Genomic DNA, 21,567 nt, shown 5'->3' on the forward strand with positions numbered 1-21,567 from the left:
GCCATCCTTGCAGGCGAGGCCTACAGAGTGGTGAGCGGAAAAACATGCTCACCAGGGAATCACTAGCCGCGCGCAGAAAGCCTGCAAAAGTACATCTTTTTTGCGTCGAGAAGTGCTGCCCGCGAAATATTCCTGCGATAGTGCAGGCTTTTCGCCGAAATTCGAGGCCCAGCCGCCTCTTAGCCGGAAATTCCTGCACAATCGCAGGAATTTCCCGAAACCGGCCCGCTCCCCCGAAAAAGCCTGCACTTTATACGAAAATAAACACAGTAGAGCTGAATTATTTTCATTCTGTGGGGTGACGTCCACGGCGTCATGGGGGTTTTCGCAGGCTATTTCGGGCTGCCAAGCCGTCAGGTTCAACCGGCTGCGCCGTGCCACCCATCGTGGGTTTTCACACAAACGAATGTGCAAGCCCGAAAATTAATTACTGCGGAACCGCTCGACGGTCGCTAAAAACGCCGTTCCGCGCAGCATGGACGACTGTTTTTATCCCCCGCTCGAACACGATGAAAAAATATTCTTGGTTTCATTGTAGTACATTTGAGGGGGAACTACCACAAACGCGGAGGCTGGGTTACAATAAGTGGACGACACGTGCAAGAAGGAGGCAATGGGTATGATGAAATACGGTGCGGATCCGGTAGAGCACGATTTTGCGCTATTTCGCAGGGAAGTGGAAGCTCGGGGGCAATGGGTTGATGTGTACCTCGACCTGAATTTGAAGGAAGGGCAGTATTTGCCCAACGGCCTGCAGGAGCCGGGGGTTCTCGTCATATGCAATCATGGCGGCGAGCCCGTGCAAATCGTGCTGCAGGACGAGGGCTGCGACTGCGAATATCAGTTTACTTTGACGGAAAAGGCGCAAATCGAAAGGTTTGTCGAGGAGCAGTGCAAGCCGCAGATGCTGCTCGCGAGCGAATAAAAACTTCCCGCCGGCGCGTCGTCCGGCCTTCCCAATCTGGGCGCACCCGCATACATTGGTAGTACGTCGGGATTTGGGGAGAGGGTTGTGATGAAGAAGGCGATCCATTATCTGGCATTCGGTGATTCCTTGACTGTAGGCTATGGGGCAAAGGCCGGGCAAGGCTTCGTGCCGCTGTACCGGAAAAAAGTGGAGAAGGCGCTGAACGTGCCCGTCCATTTGACTCAGGCAGGTACGAATGGCGCGACTACCGGAGAACTGCTCGCCAAGCTCGAAAAGGAGCCCGAACTGCGGGCTCATGTCAAACAGGCGAACTTGATCACGATTACAGCCGGTGGCAACGATTTAATTCAAGCTGCCATTCCTTATTTTTACCAGGGTAATGCGAACCTTCTGAAGTCGGCGCTGCAAAAATATGAAGCGAATTATAAAAAGCTGCTCGCGCAGCTGGAAGAATTGAAAAAAGGCGCTGGGGCGCCTTATCTCATCGTTTTGATCGGATTGTATAATCCGCTGCCGCAAGTGCCCAATTCCGCTTACTGGATCAGGCGGTTTAACCGGTTTTTGCGCAAGCAGGCGAAGGAGGACGTCCGCGTCGTGCAAATTTATGATGCTTTTGTCGGCAAAGAAAGCAAGCATTTGGCCGAAGACCACGTCCACCCGAACGCCAAAGGCTACGGGCTGATTGCCGCCGCGCTCGAACACGCCGTCTCCGTCGGTCAACTGCAGCATTTGCTGGCTTAACGGGAGCCATGCGGCCGGTCAGCGGCGCCAAAAGCTTTACAGCGGTGCGACATAAAGGAATATGGAGAAAAAGTGGCAAGCGCTGCCTGCCAGCACGAATGTATGCCATATGGCGTGGTGGTAGCGGACGCCGCGCCATACATAAAAGATTGTGCCGAACGTATACAGCAGTCCGCCGGCAATAAGCAGGACGATCCCGCCGGTCGGCAAATGGTCATAGAGCGGCTTGAAGGCGAACACAATGAGCCAGCCCATCAATATATAACAGATCGTGGACAGTACGATGAATCGTTTGACATAAAAGATTTTGAGCACGATGCCGACGAGTGCCAAGCTCCATATGACGGCAAAATACGTCCAACCGAGCGTCCCGCGCAGCGTAACGAGGAGATAAGGCGTGTACGTTCCGGCAATGAGCAAATAAATTGCGGAATGATCCAGAATCTCGAACAGATCTTTGATTTTCGGTTCGCTGACGCTGTGCAGCAAAGTGGAGCACGTATACAGAAGCACCAGGGTGACTCCGAAAATGCTGAAGCTTACAATATGCCAGGCGTCTCCATAACGGCTGGCTTGAACGATCAGCAGAATCAAGGCGGCGATACTGAGTGCGGCTCCTATGCCATGACTGATGGCGTTGGCCCGTTCCTCTCGAAGCGAGTAGTCCATATGCTTCCCTTCTTTCTTCCCAATTTCATTCGTTGTTTTTGGCGATTGGTTCAGCCACTACTAGTTTGGACGCTCGCGGAACGCGTATACCTTCATTCGTTTTGAACAAAATGCAAACCGAAAAAAAGAGACACACAGCTTGGGCGGCCGCCGCGTTGCGGTCACCGGAGCTATGTGTCTTATTGGTTATTGTGGAAAATCGGTGGTTACGTAGGCCTCATCCCGAATATCGATCAGCGGCGACAGCTCGCCGGGGGCGATCAGCCAAAGCTCGTGAAGGGCGCGGGTACAGCCGACATACAGCAGCTTGGCGTCCAACAGGTTCGCTTCGTACTGACCCGCGATTGCGTCCATAAGCAGGACGGCGTCGAACTCGAGTCCTTTGGCGATGTAGACCGGAAGTACGGAAAGGCCGCCGCGGTATTCCCTTTGCCCAGCCGTAATCAAATTCGCCTCAATGCCTGACGCAGTCAGCGCTTCGTGCAGCTCCAGAGCCTGCTTCTCCGTCCGCGCGATGACAGCGATCGTGTTTGCATCGCCTTGTTTGAGCTTCGTCACGGCTTTTACCAGCATAGGCAGCCGGTTTGCGGGGGCGGTCTGCAGCACGCGCACCTTGTCTCCGCTGCGGAATACAGGGACGGCGAGCAGCGGATTGGGCACGCCCCGGGTGAGCACCTGATTCGCAAAATGGATGATTTCCATCGTAGAGCGGTAGCTTCGTTCAAGCTCGAAATAAGCCGTTTCGTTTTCTTGGAATAAACTGGAAAATTCTTTCCATTCGACGATGCCTTGATAGGCATGGATGCCTTGCGACAGATCGCCCAAAATCGTAAAGGAGCCGCTGCGTGTATAAGAATCCAGCACGGCAACCTGGAACGGCGAGAAGTCCTGCGCCTCGTCGATAACGACATGATCGAACATCCGGTCTGAAGCGATGCCGTGCAGACGGGTATGAATGTACAGCAGCGGCGCCAGATCTTCCGGCTGCACTTCTTTTTTCTTGAACAGCTTCACCGTGGAGCTGACGATCGAGTCGGGAATTTGCCGCAGCAGCTCAAGCGGCAGGCTTGAGGGTCTGCCCGTCTCCGAAAAAATCAGCTTATACAGCGAGAATGCCGTATGCTCCGGCCATCCGGTCAAATACGTGCGCAGCTTCTGGGACGATTTTTTCTTCAAATCTTTTTTGCGGCTTGCTTCCCAAATTTTTTCCAGCTGCATCTCCGTCCACCGCTTAATCCGCGCGATGACGCGCTCACGGCGTTTGGCTAACGGGTAGTGCTTGTTTTCGACGAAAAACCATTCGCGGATCGTGGCGATCGGCAGCTTGGCGCCTTCCCACGGAATGAAATCCGCAGCCGGAACGTACGATTGCTCGAACCGGCTCAGGCAATCGTCCAAATAGCGGAGGAAGGCGGTGGAGCCTTTGAAGCGCCCCGGCGCGGAATCGTCGATAACCGGCCGTTTGCTGCCGACGGCGAACCAGGTTTGCAGGGCGAGGGAAGGGTCGGCCATTTTGACTTCCTGATCCAAAATATCGAGCGTCCAGTCGGTGAACGTGCTTTGCTGAATATTGCCGACGCCGAGCTCGGGGAGCACGCCGGAGATGTAGTCGAGAAACATGCTGTTCGGCGCGAAAATAATCATCCGTTCCGCACGGATTTGCTCTCTGTATTGATAGAGCAAGAACGCGAGGCGGTGGAGCGCGACGGTCGTTTTACCGCTTCCGGCGACTCCTTGAATGATCAGCGCCGTGTTCTTGGCGGCGCGAATGATGCGGTCCTGCTCGGCTTGAATCGTGGACACGATGTCGCGCAGCTTATTGTCCTTGTTCTCGCCGAGCCTGTAAAGCAGGAACTCGTCGCCTACGGCGAGCGAATCCTGATCGCGGTCATAAGTATCGACGACCCGCTGCAAAATTTGCTTGCGGATGACGAGGTTGCGTTTCAAATAGACGAGGCCTTCGATCAGCCCGTCCGGGGAATCGTAGGCTGCGGCGTCCAAACCGCCTGTAAACGAGTAGAACAGGCTGGCTACCGGCGCGCGCCAGTCAATGACAAGCAGCTGCCCGGTGTGATCGTCCTCTACGCCGACTTTGCCGATGTACAGCGGAACGGGGCTGCCTGACGCATTTTCTTGAAAGTCAAGACGCCCGAAATACGGCTCCTCTACGGCTTTGGACAAGCTGCGACGGCTTTGATCGCGAATCCCCTCGAGCGCCTGCTCGGTTAAGTCGGGGCCGTAATAAACCGGGGTCGCGCGCAGCCTTTCCAACTGCCGGTCGATCTCTTCGCCTGTTTGTTCCAGACGCTGCAGTTCTTCTTGATAGGCACTTTGAGTCTTTGTGTCCAAGATCAGTTACCTCCTAAGAGTTAATGTGTTGGTAAATAAAAACAGAGTAATCAACTATATCACATGAAAGGTTGGCAGGCAACTTTAGCTTCAAGGTCGTCCGAAAGCATTGGTAAAATGCTGGAAAGCAATGTTATAATGGACAAGTCGGGACATTTCAAAATAAAGGAGAGAGCATTTATGTCGATCTATGATATACAAGTACAAACGATTAAAGGTGAGGAAATTTCGCTTTCCGCGTTTAAAGGCAAGGTGCTGCTCATCGTCAATACGGCCAGCGCCTGCGGACTGACTCCGCATTATAAAGGGCTGCAAGAGCTTTACGAAGCATTCAAAGAGCGGGGTTTTACGGTTCTCGGGTTTCCCTGCAACCAGTTTGCCAATCAGGAGCCGGGAACGAACGAAGAAATTCAAAGCTTCTGCGAGCTGAACTATAACGTCACATTCCCGATGTTCGCCAAGGTGGACGTCAAAGGCGAGCATGCTCATCCGCTGTTTGCTTATTTGGTGAACAACACGCCCGAGCCTTACCGGACCGGCGATATCGAATGGAACTTCGTGAAATTCCTCGTCGATGCCAGCGGTCAAATCGTGAAGCAGTACAGCGCCCGCACGGAGCCTGCCGATATCGCTGCCGATATTGAATCCTTGCTGGCATAACCGGCAAAAAAACCAGTTGCACAGCGGACAACGTGCCGTTATAATCATTGTAATTATGTTGAAGGAGACGATCGCCATGATTCGTTCTTGCATCGTACAATTTCATCATTATTTTGAAAGGCGTTAGCACACACCTGTAACTTTTTCGGGGTGGGCTAACGCTGTTCGCGTTGGCCTCCCTGCGGAATAACGATTCGCGCGGGACCAGAGGTCCGGCGCGTTTTTTATTTTCGCCAATAAACGGAGAAGGGAATGGGAAATGTATGCAAAACGTGAAAGGAACTAACGATTATTGGGGAAAAGAGCAGGCGCTGAGGAAAGAGGTGCAGTCCGTGCTGGAAACGGTGTTTGCATTGTACGATTTTGAGCCGATGGAAACGCCGATTTTGAATGAAGAGGCGCTGCTGGCATCCAAGTATGCGGGCGGGGAAGAGATTTTGAAAGAAATGTACCGCCTGCATGACCAGGGCGGCCGGAATTTGGCGCTTCGATATGACCTGACGCTGCCGCTTGCCAAAGTGGTTGCGAATAACCCCGGGCTGGAGCTTCCGTTCAAACGTTATGAGATCGGCAAAGTATTCCGGGACGGCCCCGTGAAGCGCGGACGAATGCGTGAATTCATCCAATGCGACGCCGATGCGGTCGGAATCGCGGGTCCGGTCGGAGAGGTGGAGCTGATGCAGCTTGCGGCCGATGTGTTCGGGAAGCTCGGCATTCCGGTTATTATCAGATGGAACAACCGCAAATTGCTCGGCGAGCTGCTTGACTGTCTTGGCGTGCCGTCAGCTATGCACCTTACCGTCATGCTTACACTGGACAAATTGGCGAAAATCGGTGCCGAAGGCGTTGGCGCCGAGCTTGCCGCCAAAGGATTATCGGACGCAGTAATAACCCGCACGCTGGCCCTTAACGGCGAGGAGCCGCTGCGACTCGCTCATCTGCTGGACCGTTTTCAGTTGGAGGCAAAGGGAGGTGCGCAGGAGGCACGGGCCTTGCAGCTGCTTTTGCAGCAAACCGGTTTGGACGCCTGCTGCACTTTTGACCCGTTTCTCTCGAGGGGATTGTCTTTTTATACAGGTACGGTTTACGAGATTGCCGATGCGGCGGGCGCGTATACATCGAGTCTGGGCGGAGGGGGGAGATACGACCGGATGATCGGGCTTTTGGCGGAGGGACGGGAAGACAGCGTTCCGGCAGTCGGCCTTTCCTTTGGGTTGGAGGCGATTATGGAGATGCTGCGTCGCGGAGAACATGCGGATCAAACGCCCCGGCCCCAGGTGCTGGTCGTTCCGATAGGGGAGGAAGCTTCCGCCGAAGCTCTGCGGACAGCGTTCGAGCTGCGCCAGGCAAACATACGGACCCGCGTCGCAAGCGGCAGCCGCAAATTAAAAAAGCTGCTGTCATCCGTATCCGCTCAAGGCATCCGATTCGTCGTTCTGATCGGTTCGGAGGAAATTTCGGCAGCCCGAGTCAGGCTGAAAGATATGGTCGAGCAGACCGAGCAGGTCGTTCCTCTGCAACAAGCGATCCGCTGCATGGAAGTGTGCTGCCCGCCAAGAAACTTTACATAATTTTGAAACAAATTCCCGCTCGCCGCCGTACAATTATTGAGGTTCTTAAAAAAGAGAGGGAGAGATGCGATGGAAACCAATCTGAACCCGAAGAGTCGGGCTGCGAATGTGAAATGGATCATAACCACGGCTTTGCTGGTCGTTGTCGTTCTCATTATTTTGTTGAACGGATTTTCGACCGTACAGTACGGGAATGTAGGTTTGTACAAAACATTCGGAAAGCTGAGCGACTCCGTATTGGGCCCGGGCGTGCATATGAAAGTGCCGTTCGTGCAGACGATTATTCAAGTGAACACCCAGGTGACCAAAGCGGAAGCCGACACGACGGCATCGTCGAAAGACCTTCAGCCGGTGTCCACGCACGTCGCCGTTAACTATTCGGTGGATAAAGCATCGGCGTACAACTTGATGAACAATATCGGCGGCTCGTACGATACGGTGATCATCGCGCCGGCCATTCAGGAAATCGTGAAAGAAGTGACAGCCAAATATGCGGCTGAAGATTTAATCGCCAAACGCGATGCGGTCGCTGTGGAAATTCAGGAGCTGCTGACCAAACGCTTGGGCAGATACAATCTGTTCGTCAATGACATCAATATTGTCAATTTCAAATTTTCCGATGCGTTCAATCAATCGATTGAAGCGAAGCAAGTCGCGCAGCAGCAAGCTTTGAAAGCGGAGAACGACTTGAAACGGATTCAAATCGAAGCCCAGCAAAAGGTTGCGCAAGCGCAGGCGGAGGCGGAATCGCTCAAGCTCAAGAAGCAGGAAGTAACGCCGGAGCTTGTGCAATTGAAGCAAATCGAAGTGCAGGAGAAGGCGCTGGAAAAATGGGACGGCCGTTTACCTTCCGTTACCGGCGGGGCGGCACCATTTATCGACATCGATTCTTTGACGAAAAAGTAAACAGGATCGGTACTGGCGGCATTGTCAAAACCTGGGGTATAATGTCTAGTAGAATGCAAGTGCGATCACGATAACGATGGAATTTTATTCCAGGGTTACCCCCGAATTCGGGAAGCGGCTTGCGAAAGATATAGGGAAACCAACGTGGAGGGTGAGCCAATGCCGCTTTGCAACTGCGTCGATTGCGGGCAATTGCTGCTCGCCGACTATGAGAATCGCTGTAAAACGTGCGTAGAAGAGCTTATGGCGGAAACACGCAAAGTGAAAGAGTTTGTCCGTTCGAACCCGGGAGCTTCATTGCTGGAAGTATACCGCGAGACGGGCGTAGCCCTGCACGTTATTAAAGAGTTGCTGTGATGATCGGCAAATAAAGGACCCGAAAGCTTCCAAGCGAAGATTGCGGGTCTTTTTTGGGTCGTCCAATGACGGTGCACCCGGCAAAACAGCGACCTTCCAGCCCGCCACCCGCCCGCCCGAGCCGTTCGCAACAATTTGCCCAGAAACCTACACGGTAGAGCCGATCGCAACAATTTGCCAGAAACCCACACGGCAGAGTCGGTCACAACAATTTGCCCAGAAACCTACACGGTAGAGCCGGTCGCAACAATCTGCCCAGAAACCCACACGGCAGAGTCGGTCGCAACAATTTGCCCAGAAACCCAGACGCCAGAGCCGATCGCACCAATCTGCCAAGAAACCCACACACCAGAGCCGGTCGCACCCTCTGCCTGGTTGCGCGAAGAAAACCTGCAAAAGTACAGTTTTTGTTCGATAGATACGTTGTCCACGACAAATTCCTGCAAATGTACAGGCTTTTCGCTGCGAACATGGGCTCAGGTTCATTTTCGTCGAAAATTCCTGCACTATTGCAGGAATTTCGCTAAAATGGACCATTTTTACAGAAAAAACCTGCACTTTTGCAGGTTTTCTCCCTACCAAGCCGTCTAGCCTCACCACTTCAGCACCGCAACCCGACCGGGAAGGGGCTTACTTCAGCACCGTAACCCGATAGGAGAGGGGGGCCTACTTCAGCCCAAAGGCCAAGCTTATGCACCAGATATCTAGCAGGTGAACTGCTTGCCAGTCGGTTCTACGCATAGCCGATACGGATGCCTCCTTCAAGTGTTCACCCAAATGGAAACAATCGTTTGCGGTCAAGAGGGCGTTATTCCGTGCCGTCAATGTTTAGCGAAAACGTCAAGCAGCAGCTCGTCTTTAACCGGGTCCTGCATCTCCCAGGTCGTTGCAAATCGGATTTGATGCGAGACGCCCAAAATCTCGTATTTTTGCATCAGATGCTGGCGCGCGGTTCCGATGATCAGGGAGTGGAGGCGCAGCCGCTTGGTTTGGCCGAGCGCGCCGAGCTTTTGCAGCGTCGGCGGGGACAACTGGCCTACGCCGTCCGTCACCATGACGAAATCGGCGCCGTGAAAATGCGGATTGCTCTGCACCGCTTCCATTCCTTTCAGTAGCGGCGCGTCGAAGTTCGTGCCTCCGCCGAAAGCCATCTGCGCCAGCGTGTAGAAGCGGTCCCAATCCGGACGCTTACAGTACAGCGTGTGCTCGATCAGCTCGCCTTTGGCGCCGAACAGCAGCAGCATGAAGTCGCGCCCCTCCAGCAGGGCGAAGGAGGCGAACGTTGCGGTGAACAGCTGAGCAAGCTTCAGCTTGGCGCCGCGCATGGAGTGCGACGTGTCCAGCATGCAGATGACGGGACCTTTTTGCGGTTCGTCGAGAGCGCCGGTGTAGTTGTAAGTCATGAGCTTGTTTTCGATCCATTTGACGAGAAAATAAGGCTCGAAATCTTCATCCCCGAGCAGGCTGGCTTCGCTGGGCAGCATGTGGGAAAGCTCCCCGGAATGCCGCAAATCGTCGTAGGCTTCGGGAATGAAAGGGGAGCGTATTTTTTTGCGCTGCACGCGCAGGTGATGGACGTTCCGGCCGACTTCCTGCAAGAAGGTGATCAAATCTTTGCTGCGCCGCAGCTTTTCGATCCACTGCGTGTAGCGTTCGAACGTCTGCCGCCGCAGTTTGCCGAGCTCGCTGCCCCAGCGCCTGTTGGCCAGCCGCTGGCTGGCCTGCATCAGCGCGTGCACATCGAAGCTGTCTTCCTCTTCCTGCGACAGCGTCTCCTTGAGCGCGCGGTTCAGCCAATCGCCGATCTCGTCCTCGATTTCTTTCATCGCGGCGGCATCTCTTGCGGTCATCCGCTCCATTTGCCGCTCGCGGCTCGTGAGCTCGTCCTCCGCCTTGCGCAGCTTGGTTTTCAGCTTGTCCCGCTTCATGAACTCGGTGCGCATCGCTTCCTTCAACTCGGCGATGCGCTGGCGCAAAGCCTGGATCTCCTCGGCGACGAGCGGTTTCGTATCCGCGGCAGCCTGTTTCTCCTCGACCGTGCGCTTGCCCTGCTGGAGCGTATAGCCGACAAGGCGCAACTTCTCGATCTGTTTGTCCGTTAGCCGCTCGCTGACCCTGGCGTCTTCCTGGCCGCTGCGCTCCTGCTTTTTCTCGATGCCGGCGGCAAGCTGCTGCTGTTCCTTTTGCCTGCGCGTCACTTCTTTCTCGTAAGACTCCGTCAGCCACATCAACGCTTTCAGCGCCGTTTTGAAGGACGCATTGACATGGCCGATCGTCCGCGGATGTATCGAGACGTAAAAATACTGCTTGCGCAAAGTGAGCACAAGCCAGCGGTGAAAGGGCGTGTCTTCCGCCGCGCCGTCGATTTCCGGTTTCGCCAAATAAAAACACATGAAAAAATCGGCGAACAGCTCCAGTTGAAACCACGGGGCTTGCCGGACAGCCTCGCGCATCCATTCGCTAGCGGCCCGCGATGAGCGGACATAGCCTTCGAAGACGTATCTGTCGACCCTTGTGCAGCGTATGATCATAGGGCGGTACCTCTTTAAAGGGTATAGTCGTAGACAATGCCGGGAATTTCCCGGTCAAACAAGGTGCGGTACAGGCCTTGAACGGACTGCAGGATGCGCTCGCCCTGTATGCGGAGATGGGTGAACTTTACGGCATATTGATCAGGATGCAGCAGGAAAATGAACTGGGAAGCGATCCATTCGGCCAGCTTTTTCTCCTTTTCCTGCCAGCCGATGAGCCGGCCCCGCAAGCTTCTAGCCGTTTCCTCCAGCTCGGAGCGGCACAGCTCCAGCTCCGCTTTCAGCCGTTCGGACGCCTCTTTGGAAAGCGCACCGCCGACTTCCTTTTTAAATTGGAACGAATGCAGCTCGTCCTCCTTGTCCAGCCACTTGCGGACGGATTGATTGTAGGTCTGGAGCGGCAGTTCCTGCTCCATTTCCTTTTTCAGCATCTCCTGAAAAACTTGATCGAACAGCTCTTTCAGCTCGCTCAAGTCCTCCGGGAAGTCCCACAGCATATGCGGTGTGAGCACCGTATCCCATACGCTTACCGAGCTGCGGCCGTGGATGGCGGCGGAGCATTTCCAGACCCGGCCGATTTTGTGCCAGCGGCGGTCGGATATGACGTATTCTTTTTCCTCCATGGCGGTTTTCAGCTGGAACATCATATAGATGATCGGCTCTGGCAAAATAATGTCTTGCGCCGCCGCTTTCAATTGGTTGACCAACTCCGTCGACAGCAGTACGGGCAGCGGTGCGGAAGGGGCGCCGAACATCAGCTCAAAGCTCGATATTTGCTTCACATACTCGACTTCGAAGCGGAAAAGGAAGCGGTCGTACAGCGCGGCAAGCTGTTCGTTGTCTTCGGGCAGCTCATTGGAAGCCGCCATCAAAAAATGAAGCGGAACCTGCTGCTTCCCGCGGCCGTTGAAAAAGATACGCTCGTTCAGAATAGAGAGCAGGGAGTTGAGAATCGCGCTGTTCGCCTTGAAAATTTCGTCGAGAAAAGCGAAGCGCGCCGCCGGCAAATATCCGTCCGTCAACCGGACGTATTCGTCCTGTTTCAGCTTTTGCAAAGAAACGGGACCGAACAGCTCATCGGGAGTTGTAAACCTGGTGAGCAAATAATCGAAGCCGGGCTCGCTGCCGAACAGTCCGGCAACGGCCCGCGCCAGCTGCGACTTGGCGGAGCCGGGAGGGCCGACGAGCAGAACGTGCTCGCCGCTCATTACGGCCAGCAGCAGCACGCGAATCAGTTCTTCGCGTTCCATGAAGCGTTTTTCGAGATGGCTCATCGCTTCTTTGAGTTTATTTTGAATGACCACAGGTTCTTTCATATGATGGAAGTGCCTCCGGTTTGCAGGGCCGGGTGCACGCGATCCCCCTTTATCGGTTGAAGTATGGTTTCTATTGTAACAAACTGGCACGCAAACAGCGAGTGAGTGAGCGGAAGAAGTATAGAATCGTTTTGCTTACATCAGATGGAAGGAATGTCCTTTTTTGGACGATTGCGTGCAAATGTAAGCGTTTTCTGTTACAATGGCAGGACAGAGAGCGATTGGAGTGATAGTACTTGAGAATTGGTGTGATTTCGGATACCCATTTATCGGATCGTGCGGAAAAGCTGCCGAATGCACTCGTTCGGGGGCTTCAGGGTGTGGATCTGATCGTGCACGCCGGCGATTGGGTAGGCATGCGGATCGTAGATCTTGTAGAGCAAATAGCTCCTTGCGAGGCTGTGGCCGGGAATAACGACGGCATGGACATCATCGAGCGCTTCGGGCGCAAAAAACTGCTCACGCTTGGCCGCCGCCGGATCGGGCTGATCCATGGCGACGGCTACCGCAAGACGACCGAGGAGCGGGCGCGGGAAGCATTTGCTGCCGAACGGCCGGACATCGTCATTTTCGGGCATTCCCACGTTCCTTACCGGCAAACGATTGACGGCATGCTGCTGTTCAATCCGGGTTCGCCGACCGACAAGCGGAGACAACCCCGGTATTCATACGGCATCATCGAGCTGGGGGCCGGTATTGACGCGCAGCTGTATTTTTACGACGAAAAGATATAAGACGGGCTTGATAGAAAGAGGATTTTTGACTGCGTAGGACGAATATTGTTAAGCTGACGAGAAATACCGACAGCAATAATCGACAAGAGGTAGTAGACGCGTGAAAACTTTGATTATCGCCGAAAAGCCTGACATGGGCCGCAATATCGCCTCGGCTATCGAGCCGAAAGCGCAAAACAAACGGTCCTATTTGGAAGGCGAGACGTACATTATTACTTGGGCGATCGGTCATTTGATCGAACTGGCGGAGCCCGACAAATACGATGAGAAATATAAAAAATGGAGCATAGATCATCTGCCGATTATTCCCGAGCAGTTCAAGCTCGTGCCGAATCCGCGCACCAAAGATCAGCTTAAGGTCATTGCCGAACTGGCGGGGAAATGCAACCTTCTGGTCAACGCGTGCGACGCCGGGCGGGAAGGCCAGCATATTTTTTCGCTCATACAGCGGCATTTGAAGTTGAAGCATCCGGTGAAGCGGCTGTGGATTTCGGACTTGACGGCGGAGACGATTCGCAAAGGGTTCGCGACGCTGAAGGACGGCAGCGAGTACGATAACTTGACCAAGGCAGCCAGATCGCGGAGCGAAGCGGACTGGCTGATTGGCATGAACGGCTCGCGCGCTTTTACGACGAAGCATAATGTGCTGCTTTCCGTCGGCCGGGTGCAGACGCCTGTGCTCGCATTGATTTATGACCGGCAAAAGCAGATCGAGGCGTTTTCGTCGCTCAAGTTTTTCGAGCTGGAGGGCCATTTTACGCAAGGGGATACGGCCTACAAAGGCATGTGGCAGGGAGAGCGCATGACGGACAAGGCCAAAGCCGAAGCGCTTGCGGCGAAAGTAAAAGGCAAGCCTGCGCGCATCGTTTCGTACGAGGTCAAAGAGACGAAGGAGTATCCTTTCAAACTGTACGATTTGACGCTGCTGCAGCGGGATGCGAACGGCAAGTTCGGATTTTCCGCGAAAAAAACGCTGGACACGGCGCAGTCGCTGTATGAGAAGCATAAAGTGATCTCGTACCCGCGGACGAATTCCAACTATGTGACGGAGCAAAACATTCCGGAAATGCACAAGGCGCTTTCCGCGCTCCAGGGTACGGCTTACCAGGATTTGGCGCAGGGAGCCGACCGCAATCTCGTTCATAAAAACAACAAATTTATTTGCAATCCAGCTAAAGTGGAAGACCACCATGCGATACTGCCTACGAACCGCAAGGCGTCGGGCCTGAATCCGGACGAACAGAAGCTGTACGATCTGATCGTCAGGCGCTTTCTTTCGCAGTTTTATCCGCCGGCCGAGTACAAGGTGCATACGGTGATGACGGAAGCGGAAAAGGAAATGTTCAAGACGACCGTCAAAGAGCTGCTGCATTTGGGCTGGAAAATCATTTACGCCGATCAGAAGAAGGACAAGCCCAGAGGCGGCAAAGGCAAGGACAAGGACAAGGAAGAGGAAGACGAGGAAGAAATCGAAGTCAATGAGCCGTTCTCCGTCAATCCGTCGGACGGTGTCATCTGCAGCGACGCCGTCGTCAAGGAGAAAGAAACGCAGCCGCCCAAAACGTTTACCGAAGGCACGCTGCTGAAGGCGATGGAAAGCGCCGGCAAGCAGATCGAGGACGAGGAGCTGCGCGATGCAATGAAAGATTCGGGGCTCGGCACTCCGGCCACGCGCGCCGCGACGATCGAGCGGCTGAAAAAAGTCGGCTACATCGATATGCAGGGCAAAAAAATCGTCATCACGCAAAAGGGCCGAACAGCCGTCGAGCTGATCCGCGGCGCCGGGATCGAGCTGCTGACCTCCCCCGAAATGACCGGACAGTGGGAGCGCAGGCTGAACGAAATATCGCGGGGCACGGCTTCGGACGAGCAGTTCATGCATAACGTGAAAAAGTTTGCCGGCCTGATCGTGGACAAAGTCCGCATGCAGGCGAGAGCGTCCCGCACGGCTTTCGAAGGGGAGACCCCGGTCGCAGGCAAGCGCGGCGCGGCGCGTTCCCAGGCGGCGGGTTCCCGCCGGGAGAACGGCACAGCGGCGCAAGGAACCGCTGCGGGAGCGAAAGCCCCGGCCGCAGCGCGCAAAACGGCCGCAGCCCAGCCGCCGGACGGCGCTCCCGCGATCGTGGCCGCGTGCCCGCGGCCCGGCTGCGGCGGCTCTTTGTTCATGGGACGGAAAGGCTACGGCTGTTCCCGTTACAAGGAAGGCTGCAAGTTCGTCATCTGGAAGGAAAGCTTCGGCCGCAGTTTGACCGATACGCAGGTGCAGGCGCTGGTGCAAAAAGGAAAAACCGCCAAGCTGAAACTGACGCTGCCGGACGGCGCGCCCGTTGAAGGCCGGATTGTGCTGAAAGACCCGCATACGGGGGAACTGGGCGTAGAAACGCTGGCATAAAAACATGGTGGAGGAAATAAAGAATGGCTATCTTGAATAACGATTGGTCGGAGCTGTTGGCCGAGCAATTCGAAACGCCTTACTATATGGAGCTGCGCAAATTTCTTGTGGACGAGTACAACTCGCGGCGAATTTACCCGGACAAGCACGATATTTTCAACGCGCTTCATCTTACAGGCTACTCGGACACGAAAGTTGTGATTCTTGGCCAGGACCCGTATCATGGGCAGGGGCAGGCGCATGGACTCAGTTTCTCCGTCAAACCCGGCATAGCGACTCCGCCGTCGCTGCAAAACATGTATAAAGAGCTGCAAACCGATATAGGCTGTCACATCCCGGATAACGGCTATTTGATCAAATGGGCGGAGCAGGGAGTGCTGCTGCTCAACACGGTGCTGACCGTGCGGGCCGACACGCCGAATTCGCACAAGGACAAAGGCTGGGAGCGTTTCACGGATCAGGTGATCCGATGCTTGAACGAGAGGGAGAAGCCGGTCGTGTTTCTGTTGTGGGGGAGCCATGCGCAGGCCAAGATGAGCCTGATCGATGCGAAGCGGCACCGGATCATCCGATCGCCGCATCCGAGCCCGCTCTCGGCTTACCGGGGATTTTTCGGCAGCAGGCCTTTCTCGCAGGCGAACGCGTACTTGCAGGAAATGGGCAGCGAGGAAATCGATTGGCAAATCCCGAATTTGAGCTAATGATGCAAGGGGGCGGCTGCGTGAAGCCGTCCCCTTCGGTTTTATGATTGCTCCTATTTGCTTATTTAAAACGAGTCTCATCTGGTGTAAAGTGAATATATACCATTGGTTAAATAATCCTGCCGAGCAGGGAGAAAAGAGTGATCCAGCGTTGAAATTTCAAGAGTATGTGTATGAAAGACCGGATTTTGCAGCGTTTGAACGGCAGTTCAACGGCCTGCTTGAGCAGTTTTCAAGCGCGGCGGATTTTGGCGAGCAGGATGCGTGCATGGAATCGATCGTCGCTTTGCGCGGCGAACTGGAGTCGCTGATGCAGATCGCGCATATTCGCCATACGATTGATACGGCGGACGAGTTTTACAAGGCGGAGCAGGATTTCGTCGATGAGGTTGATCCGCAGTATCAGGGGCTCGTGACAAAATTTTATGAAGCGCTTACAAACTCGGCTTTCCGGGCGGATCTGGAGGCGAAATGGGGCAGGCAGCTATTCACCATTGCGGAGCTGTCGCAGCGCACGTTTGCGCCGGAAATCGTGGAAGATCTCGTGCGCGAAAATAAGCTGGCGAGCGAATATTCCAAGCTGGTCGCCTCTGCGAAGCTGATGTTTGAAGGCGAAGAGCGCAATCTGGCGCAGCTGGCCCCGTTCCAGCAATCGACGGACAGGGCGATGCGGAAGCGGGCGACGGATGCCAGGTACGGCTTCTTTGAAGAAAATGAAGCGCGGCTCGACGAGATTTACGATCAATTGGTCAAGGTTCGCGCCCAAATTGCCGCAAAGCTGGGCTTCGGCAGCTTTGTCGAGCTCGCCTATGCCCGGCTGAACCGGTCCGATTACGACGCGAACGATGTTGCCGCATTCCGCAAGCAGGTGCTGGAGCAGATCGTGCCGGTGGCCACGAAGCTGAAAGAGCGGCAGGCGGCGAGAATCGGGGTCGATACGCTTCGCTATTACGACGACAAGTTCAGCTTTCCGTCCGGAAATCCGCTGCCGCAAGGGGATGCGGAATGGATCGTCCGGCAGGGAGCCGAGATGTATGCGGAACTGTCGCCGGAAACCGATGAGTTCTACACGTTCATGCAGGAAAACGGCTTGTTCGACCTCGTCGCCAAAAAAGGGAAGCGCGTCGGCGGATACTGCACGTTTATAAGCAAATATAAAGCGCCTTTTATTTTTTCCAACTTTAACGGCACGTCCGGGGATATCGACGTGTTGACGCACGAGGCCGGCCATGCTTTCCAAGCTTATTGCAGCAGGCATTTCGAGGTGCCCGAGTATATTTTTCCGACGCTTGAGGCGTGCGAGATTCATTCGATGAGCATGGAGTTTATCGTGTGGCCATGGATGGAGCTGTTTTTCGGGGAGGATACGGACAAGTACAAGTTCAAGCATTTGAGCGAGGCGCTGCTCTTCATTCCGTACGGGGTAGCTGTCGATGAATTTCAACACCGCGTGTACGAACAGCCGGACATGACGCCTGCGGCCAGAAAGCAAGTATGGCGCGAGATCGAGCGCAAATATTTGCCTCACCGCGTGTACGACGACCAGGCGTATTTGGAAAGAGGTGGCTTCTGGCATCAGCAGGCGCATATATTCAAAAGCCCGTTTTACTACATCGATTACACGCTGGCGCAAATTTGCGCGCTGCAATTTTGGAAACGGGCCGGCGAAGCGCCTGCGGCGGCGTGGCAGGATTACTTGAGGCTGTGCCGGCTGGGCGGAAGCCGCTCCTTCACGGAGCTTGTGCAGGCGGCCGGGCTGATCTCGCCTTTTGCAGACGGATGCGTCGCCTCCGTGATCGGGCAGATCGGGAAATGGCTGGAGCAGGCTCCGGACGACAAGCTCTAGAAATCTGACGGCGGAGCTGTTTGGGCGCAGACAGCTTCCGTACACCGGATCGGCCGCCTAGATAATCGGCTGCACGTGAACGATTTCCAGGCCGCTTTCGCACGGCTTGCCCGTTTCGTAAGATCGGTTGCTGAGAACGGTGCGCAGCGCTTCCCAATCGGCGGCCGAGTCTGTCTGCAGCGCGCGGATCGCAGCGGGCATGACTTTCAGGCCGTCCTCCACGGCTTGATCCCACAGCTCCCAGGCGCTGTGCGTGTACGTTTCGTCCGGCGAAGTCGGACAGTTCCAAACCGTTCCGGCTTCATTCATGTAATCGAGCGGAGCCGGGTTTTTGGCATATACGAACGGGCTGATTTGGCCGAGCGTAAATACGCGTTTAATCCCTTTCGGATCGTGAAACAGCCGCTGCGCCCGAATCATATCCTGATACGCGTCGTTCCAGTCCTGTTCGCTCAGGCCGGCGGCAAGCTCCGGATAATGCCGCTCTGCGGAGGCGGCAAGCGCCGGTACGACGCCGAGCGGGAACGTCCGGCCGACATCGATCTGTTTCCACACGGGCGTCTTCCATGTCTCCAGCCCAAGCATGCGCCGCACGACCAACGTGTCCATAATGACCTCGAAGCGCTGGTGATTCCACTTTTTAAAGCCGGATTTATAAAAAATGTACGGATGCATATTGCGGTCCAAAATATGATGGGTGACAAAGCCGAGAGCGTACAGGACGGCGGGATTGTATATGCCTCTGCCCTGCATCCGGCCCAGCAAATCCAGCAAAAAGGGCCCGCATTCCCGCTGGTGCATCGCGCTCCCGAGCTGCTGAAGCCGCTTATCTTTTTGCCAGGGCAGGAAATGATGATACAGCAAAAAATCGGGCCCCTGGCAGCCGAGGGAGAACGTGCGACAGGCCTGTTTATCGTTCAAAATATGGCTGTGCCCAAGCCGTTTCATCAGTTCCTGGCCGAATATAAGATGAGCCCAAATATTGGGCATAGCACATACCTCCATTCGCATGCTTGATACTCGATTCATTCTAGCATACAGACTATTGGTTTGGGCACATTTTGAGCATAATTTCAGCACGGCATGCAACTTGGGCAGGAAAATATTTCTAGTCGTCGAATTCAAACAAGCGAACAACGTGAGCTTTGAACGCTTGTAAGGGATAGGAGATAGAACGAAAATGATTAATAAGCCGCTGGAAATGGGAAAAGGCGTGGATCCGGACAATGTGCAGGAGCTGCTGAGAGGCAACGAGCCGTCTTTTGGCGCGGCCTTCGAGTATGCGGCGATCGGCATGGCCTTGATATCAGTCAACGGCCTCTGGATCAAAATCAATAATTGTTTCAGCTCTATTACAGGATATTCGCGACAAGAACTTCTTTGCACCGATGTTCACGCCATTTTTTTGCCGGAAGATATGAGCCATCACAAGGCGTTAATGGAACAATTGCTTCAAGGGCAGTTTACTTCATACCAAATCGACAAAAGACTTAAGCATAAATCGGGAAGCATCCTTTGGGTGGAGTGCAGCATATCGCTAGTTCGGGACTTGATCGGCAATCCGCTCTATTTTGTTACGCAAATCCGCGATATTACGCGCAGGTCGGAGATGGAAAGGAAACTGGCCGAAAGCGAGCAGCGCTACAAGTCGCTGATCGAGCACAATCCGGCCGGCATTCTGACGTGCGATTTATCCGGCATCATCAAGAACGTAAATCCTGCGATGGAACGCATTATGGGCTACCTGGAGATTGAGATGGCCGGTCAGCCGATCAGCCGTTTTTTTGGCGGCAAAGAGAAGGAGAACATTTTCGCTCACAGCCTGCTTTTTCAGGAATCCGATAATTACATGCTGTCCGTCAAGCATAAAACCGGCGAAACGATCGTGCTCGGCTTGAAAAATGTGCCGATTATCGTCAACGATGTGATCGAAGGCATGTACATTATCGCCAGGGACATTACCCAACACAATAAAGACCGGGAGTCGCTGCGCATCGCCCAGCAGGATTTGCACGAGACGGTCCGCAGACAGCAGGGCATGACGATGAAGTTCCGGCAAATGAAAGGCCGGTTTATCCATACGCTGTGCGACGGCGAGCTGCTGTACCGGTTAGGATACAAACCGTCGCATATTATCGGCAACGGCTTGTATGAAATATGGCCGGCCTACATGGCCAAAAATTTGGAAACTTATTACCGCAGAGCGTGGAACGGCGAGGAAAACGTCATTTACGAGGCGACTTTTCGCGGCATCACGTATTTGAGCTCCTTGCGGCCTATTTTGGAAAACGGCAAAGTGATCGAAGTCATCGGCTCCTGCGTAGATATTACCGAGCGCAAGCTGATGGAGACGGAGCTCCGGGAGACGAAAGAGCTGCTGGAATCGTTCATCAATAATACGACGGACGCCATCTGCGTGCTGGACCCGAGAGCCAAGGTGATGTCTGTAAATGCGGCATACGAGCATGTGTTCGGTTGGCGGCTGGAAGAGCTCAAAGGGAACAGGCTGCCGATTTATCCGGAATTTCTGGAAGAGCAGCGCCAGGAAATATTTGAAGCGCTGCAAGCGGGCAAGCAAATTTCCGGCTTGGAGACGGTGCGCCAGCGCAAAGACGGCCAACTCGTCCATGTAAGTGTGACGAAAACGCCGATCAAAAACGAGCGGGGCGATATTATCGGGTTCGCCGGCATCACGAGGGACATCACGGAGCGGAAAAGAACGGAGGAGCTGCTGCGCAAGTCCGACAAGCTCTCTGTCGCGGGCCAGCTGGCCGCCGGTCTGGCGCATGAAATCCGCAATCCGCTTACTTCCTTGCGGGGGTTTTTGCAGCTGCTGCAGAGCGACATGAAAGGGAAGCAGCACTATTTCGACATTATGCTGTCGGAGCTTGACCGCATCAATTTCATCGTCAGCGAATTTCTCGTCATTGCCAAGCCGGAAGCGATTCAATACAAAAGAGGCGATTTAAAGGAAATATTGCTCAGGGTCCAGGCGCTGCTGGACACGCAGGCGGTGCTGCGCAGCGTGCAGCTCGTGCTGGAATTTGAATCCGAATTAACGGAAATCGTTTGCTCGGAGATGCATTTGAAGCAGCTTTTTATTAATTTGGTGAAAAATGCGATCGAAGCGATCCCCAAGGAAGGCTTGATCCGCATCAACGTGTCTATGCCGGACCCCGGCCACATTCGGGTGCGCACGCAGGACAACGGCTGCGGCATCCCGGAGGAACGGCTCAAAAAGCTGGGAGAGCCTTTTTATACGACGAAGGAAAAAGGCACCGGGCTCGGGCTGATGATGTGCTTCAAAATCGTAGAAGCCCACAAAGGCACGATGCATGTGCGCAGCACGATCGGCAAAGGTACGACCATCGACGTCATTTTGCCGACACGGCTCGACGACAGCGGGCCGCTGGAGCTTGCCTAGAAATCCGGCGGGCGCCGCCAAAACAGAAAACCGCCGTCCTGCTCACTTCCGCAAAGGAGGCAGAACGGCGGTTTTCTCCTTGTCGAATCGAAATGTTTAGTTCTTCAAGGTAAAGGTTTATCTCATGGTTTGATGCTGAATTCATTCGTTTCCCGCGAATACCGGATCGTCCGCTGCTCGTTTCCGTAACTGCGCACCCGGACTTCGTCGGGCGTATACTTCACAATAATTCCTGAATCCACCTGGTAAAATACGCCCAAGTGATCCATGGACCAGACCAGGATAGGCGTCTGAGTCAGCGCGGCGGCGAATAGTTCGGTATCTGTATCGATCAGCTTAGTTCCGTAAATCATCTAACGCACCTCTGTCGTTTATTTTAGAAGAAAGGCTCATTTTGTAAGACAGTGCGAGAAAGGCAATCATCACGCGCAAACGAAAAATA

At 54.4% G+C, this 21,567-nt stretch carries 18 protein-coding genes; 11 read left to right on the forward strand and 7 right to left on the reverse strand.

Going from position 1 to position 21,567, the window contains the following annotated elements; genetic code table 11:
- The first annotated feature begins 619 nt into the window (after window positions 1–619).
- Entirely contained in the window at window positions 620–925 is a 306-nt protein-coding gene (locus tag AC0LWT_RS32895; protein WP_474685521.1) for a hypothetical protein, read from the forward strand.
- Between the two features lie 90 nt (window positions 926–1,015).
- Window positions 1,016–1,669, forward strand: coding sequence for a GDSL-type esterase/lipase family protein (locus AC0LWT_RS32900; RefSeq protein ID WP_474685522.1), 654 nt, complete (start codon window positions 1,016–1,018; stop codon window positions 1,667–1,669).
- Window positions 1,670–1,705: 36 nt separating this feature from the next.
- Here AC0LWT_RS32900 and trhA read toward each other — a convergent pair whose 3' ends face one another.
- On the reverse strand, window positions 1,706–2,338 hold the full coding sequence (gene trhA, locus AC0LWT_RS32905; RefSeq protein WP_474685523.1) for a PAQR family membrane homeostasis protein TrhA: 633 nt from the start codon (window positions 2,336–2,338) through the stop codon (window positions 1,706–1,708).
- Between the two features lie 186 nt (window positions 2,339–2,524).
- Window positions 2,525–4,687, reverse strand: coding sequence for a HelD family protein (locus AC0LWT_RS32910; RefSeq protein WP_474685524.1), 2,163 nt, complete (start codon window positions 4,685–4,687; stop codon window positions 2,525–2,527).
- 180 nt (window positions 4,688–4,867) lie between these two features.
- Here AC0LWT_RS32910 and AC0LWT_RS32915 point away from each other — a divergent pair, with 180 nt between their 5' ends.
- The 4 genes from AC0LWT_RS32915 to AC0LWT_RS32930 all read left to right on the forward strand — a co-directional run bounded on the left by AC0LWT_RS32915 (window position 4,868) and on the right by AC0LWT_RS32930 (window position 8,181).
- The gene (locus AC0LWT_RS32915) at window positions 4,868–5,347 is read left to right on the forward strand and encodes a glutathione peroxidase (protein WP_474685526.1); all 480 of its coding nucleotides are present in this window, start codon (window positions 4,868–4,870) and stop codon (window positions 5,345–5,347) included.
- A gap of 263 nt (window positions 5,348–5,610) precedes the next feature.
- Window positions 5,611–6,918 (forward strand): histidine--tRNA ligase, encoded by a 1,308-nt coding sequence (hisS, locus tag AC0LWT_RS32920; protein WP_474685528.1) that lies wholly within the window; start codon window positions 5,611–5,613, stop codon window positions 6,916–6,918.
- Window positions 6,919–6,987: 69 nt separating this feature from the next.
- Window positions 6,988–7,824 carry a prohibitin family protein gene (locus AC0LWT_RS32925; RefSeq protein WP_474685530.1) on the forward strand — a complete coding sequence of 279 codons (837 nt, stop codon included), beginning with the start codon at window positions 6,988–6,990 and terminating at the stop codon, window positions 7,822–7,824.
- Between the two features lie 159 nt (window positions 7,825–7,983).
- Window positions 7,984–8,181 (forward strand): hypothetical protein, encoded by a 198-nt coding sequence (locus AC0LWT_RS32930; RefSeq protein WP_474685532.1) that lies wholly within the window; start codon window positions 7,984–7,986, stop codon window positions 8,179–8,181.
- Window positions 8,182–8,405: 224 nt separating this feature from the next.
- Here the strand turns inward: AC0LWT_RS32930 and AC0LWT_RS32935 are convergent, their stop codons facing one another.
- The 3 genes from AC0LWT_RS32935 to AC0LWT_RS32945 all read right to left on the reverse strand — a co-directional run bounded on the left by AC0LWT_RS32935 (window position 8,406) and on the right by AC0LWT_RS32945 (window position 12,028).
- Window positions 8,406–8,612, reverse strand: a complete 207-nt coding sequence (locus AC0LWT_RS32935) for a hypothetical protein (protein ID WP_474685534.1) — start codon at window positions 8,610–8,612, stop codon at window positions 8,406–8,408.
- Window positions 8,613–9,002: 390 nt separating this feature from the next.
- A complete protein-coding gene (locus AC0LWT_RS32940) occupies window positions 9,003–10,712 on the reverse strand; it encodes a hypothetical protein (RefSeq protein WP_474685536.1) in 1,710 nt (569 codons plus the stop codon).
- A gap of 14 nt (window positions 10,713–10,726) precedes the next feature.
- Entirely contained in the window at window positions 10,727–12,028 is a 1,302-nt protein-coding gene (locus AC0LWT_RS32945; protein WP_474685537.1) for an AAA family ATPase, read from the reverse strand.
- Between the two features lie 236 nt (window positions 12,029–12,264).
- Between AC0LWT_RS32945 and AC0LWT_RS32950 the strand changes: the two genes are divergently transcribed.
- The 4 genes from AC0LWT_RS32950 (at window position 12,265) to AC0LWT_RS32965 (ending at window position 17,701) form a co-directional block, all read left to right on the forward strand.
- The gene (locus tag AC0LWT_RS32950) at window positions 12,265–12,762 is read left to right on the forward strand and encodes a metallophosphoesterase family protein (RefSeq protein WP_474685538.1); all 498 of its coding nucleotides are present in this window, start codon (window positions 12,265–12,267) and stop codon (window positions 12,760–12,762) included.
- Window positions 12,763–12,862: 100 nt separating this feature from the next.
- Window positions 12,863–15,154: a type IA DNA topoisomerase gene (locus AC0LWT_RS32955; protein ID WP_474685540.1), complete on the forward strand. Its 2,292-nt coding sequence runs from the start codon at window positions 12,863–12,865 to the stop codon at window positions 15,152–15,154.
- 23 nt (window positions 15,155–15,177) lie between these two features.
- The gene (locus AC0LWT_RS32960) at window positions 15,178–15,855 is read left to right on the forward strand and encodes a uracil-DNA glycosylase (protein ID WP_474685542.1); all 678 of its coding nucleotides are present in this window, start codon (window positions 15,178–15,180) and stop codon (window positions 15,853–15,855) included.
- A gap of 151 nt (window positions 15,856–16,006) precedes the next feature.
- A complete protein-coding gene (locus AC0LWT_RS32965; RefSeq protein ID WP_474685544.1) occupies window positions 16,007–17,701 on the forward strand; it encodes a M3 family oligoendopeptidase in 1,695 nt (564 codons plus the stop codon).
- A gap of 57 nt (window positions 17,702–17,758) precedes the next feature.
- On the opposite strand, the gene AC0LWT_RS32970 is transcribed toward AC0LWT_RS32965, so the two are convergent.
- Window positions 17,759–18,691 carry a zinc dependent phospholipase C family protein gene (locus AC0LWT_RS32970; RefSeq protein ID WP_474685546.1) on the reverse strand — a complete coding sequence of 311 codons (933 nt, stop codon included), beginning with the start codon at window positions 18,689–18,691 and terminating at the stop codon, window positions 17,759–17,761.
- Between the two features lie 190 nt (window positions 18,692–18,881).
- On the opposite strand from AC0LWT_RS32970, the gene AC0LWT_RS32975 reads away from it, so the two are divergent.
- Entirely contained in the window at window positions 18,882–21,125 is a 2,244-nt protein-coding gene (locus tag AC0LWT_RS32975) for a PAS domain S-box protein (RefSeq protein ID WP_474685548.1), read from the forward strand.
- Window positions 21,126–21,247: 122 nt separating this feature from the next.
- On the opposite strand, the gene AC0LWT_RS32980 is transcribed toward AC0LWT_RS32975, so the two are convergent.
- Window positions 21,248–21,478, reverse strand: a complete 231-nt coding sequence (locus tag AC0LWT_RS32980) for a hypothetical protein (protein ID WP_474685550.1) — start codon at window positions 21,476–21,478, stop codon at window positions 21,248–21,250.
- Window positions 21,479–21,567 lie beyond the last annotated feature (89 nt).

Source organism: Paenibacillus sp. sgz302164, from assembly GCF_056120505.1.

Bases quoted from the DNA above. Each gene is read 5' to 3' on its own strand.
- AC0LWT_RS32895 (WP_474685521.1), top strand. From the start codon at position 620: ATGATGAAATACGGTGCGGATCCGGTAGAGCACGATTTTGCGCTATTT.
- AC0LWT_RS32900 (WP_474685522.1), top strand. From the start codon at position 1,016: ATGAAGAAGGCGATCCATTATCTGGCATTCGGTGATTCCTTGACTGTA.
- trhA (WP_474685523.1), bottom strand. From the start codon at position 2,338: ATGGACTACTCGCTTCGAGAGGAACGGGCCAACGCCATCAGTCATGGC.
- AC0LWT_RS32915 (WP_474685526.1), top strand. From the start codon at position 4,868: ATGTCGATCTATGATATACAAGTACAAACGATTAAAGGTGAGGAAATT.
- hisS (WP_474685528.1), top strand. From the start codon at position 5,611: ATGCAAAACGTGAAAGGAACTAACGATTATTGGGGAAAAGAGCAGGCG.
- AC0LWT_RS32925 (WP_474685530.1), top strand. From the start codon at position 6,988: ATGGAAACCAATCTGAACCCGAAGAGTCGGGCTGCGAATGTGAAATGG.
- AC0LWT_RS32930 (WP_474685532.1), top strand. From the start codon at position 7,984: ATGCCGCTTTGCAACTGCGTCGATTGCGGGCAATTGCTGCTCGCCGAC.
- AC0LWT_RS32940 (WP_474685536.1), bottom strand. From the start codon at position 10,712: ATGATCATACGCTGCACAAGGGTCGACAGATACGTCTTCGAAGGCTAT.
- AC0LWT_RS32945 (WP_474685537.1), bottom strand. From the start codon at position 12,028: ATGAAAGAACCTGTGGTCATTCAAAATAAACTCAAAGAAGCGATGAGC.
- AC0LWT_RS32960 (WP_474685542.1), top strand. From the start codon at position 15,178: ATGGCTATCTTGAATAACGATTGGTCGGAGCTGTTGGCCGAGCAATTC.
- AC0LWT_RS32970 (WP_474685546.1), bottom strand. From the start codon at position 18,691: ATGCCCAATATTTGGGCTCATCTTATATTCGGCCAGGAACTGATGAAA.
- AC0LWT_RS32975 (WP_474685548.1), top strand. From the start codon at position 18,882: ATGATTAATAAGCCGCTGGAAATGGGAAAAGGCGTGGATCCGGACAAT.
- AC0LWT_RS32980 (WP_474685550.1), bottom strand. From the start codon at position 21,478: ATGATTTACGGAACTAAGCTGATCGATACAGATACCGAACTATTCGCC.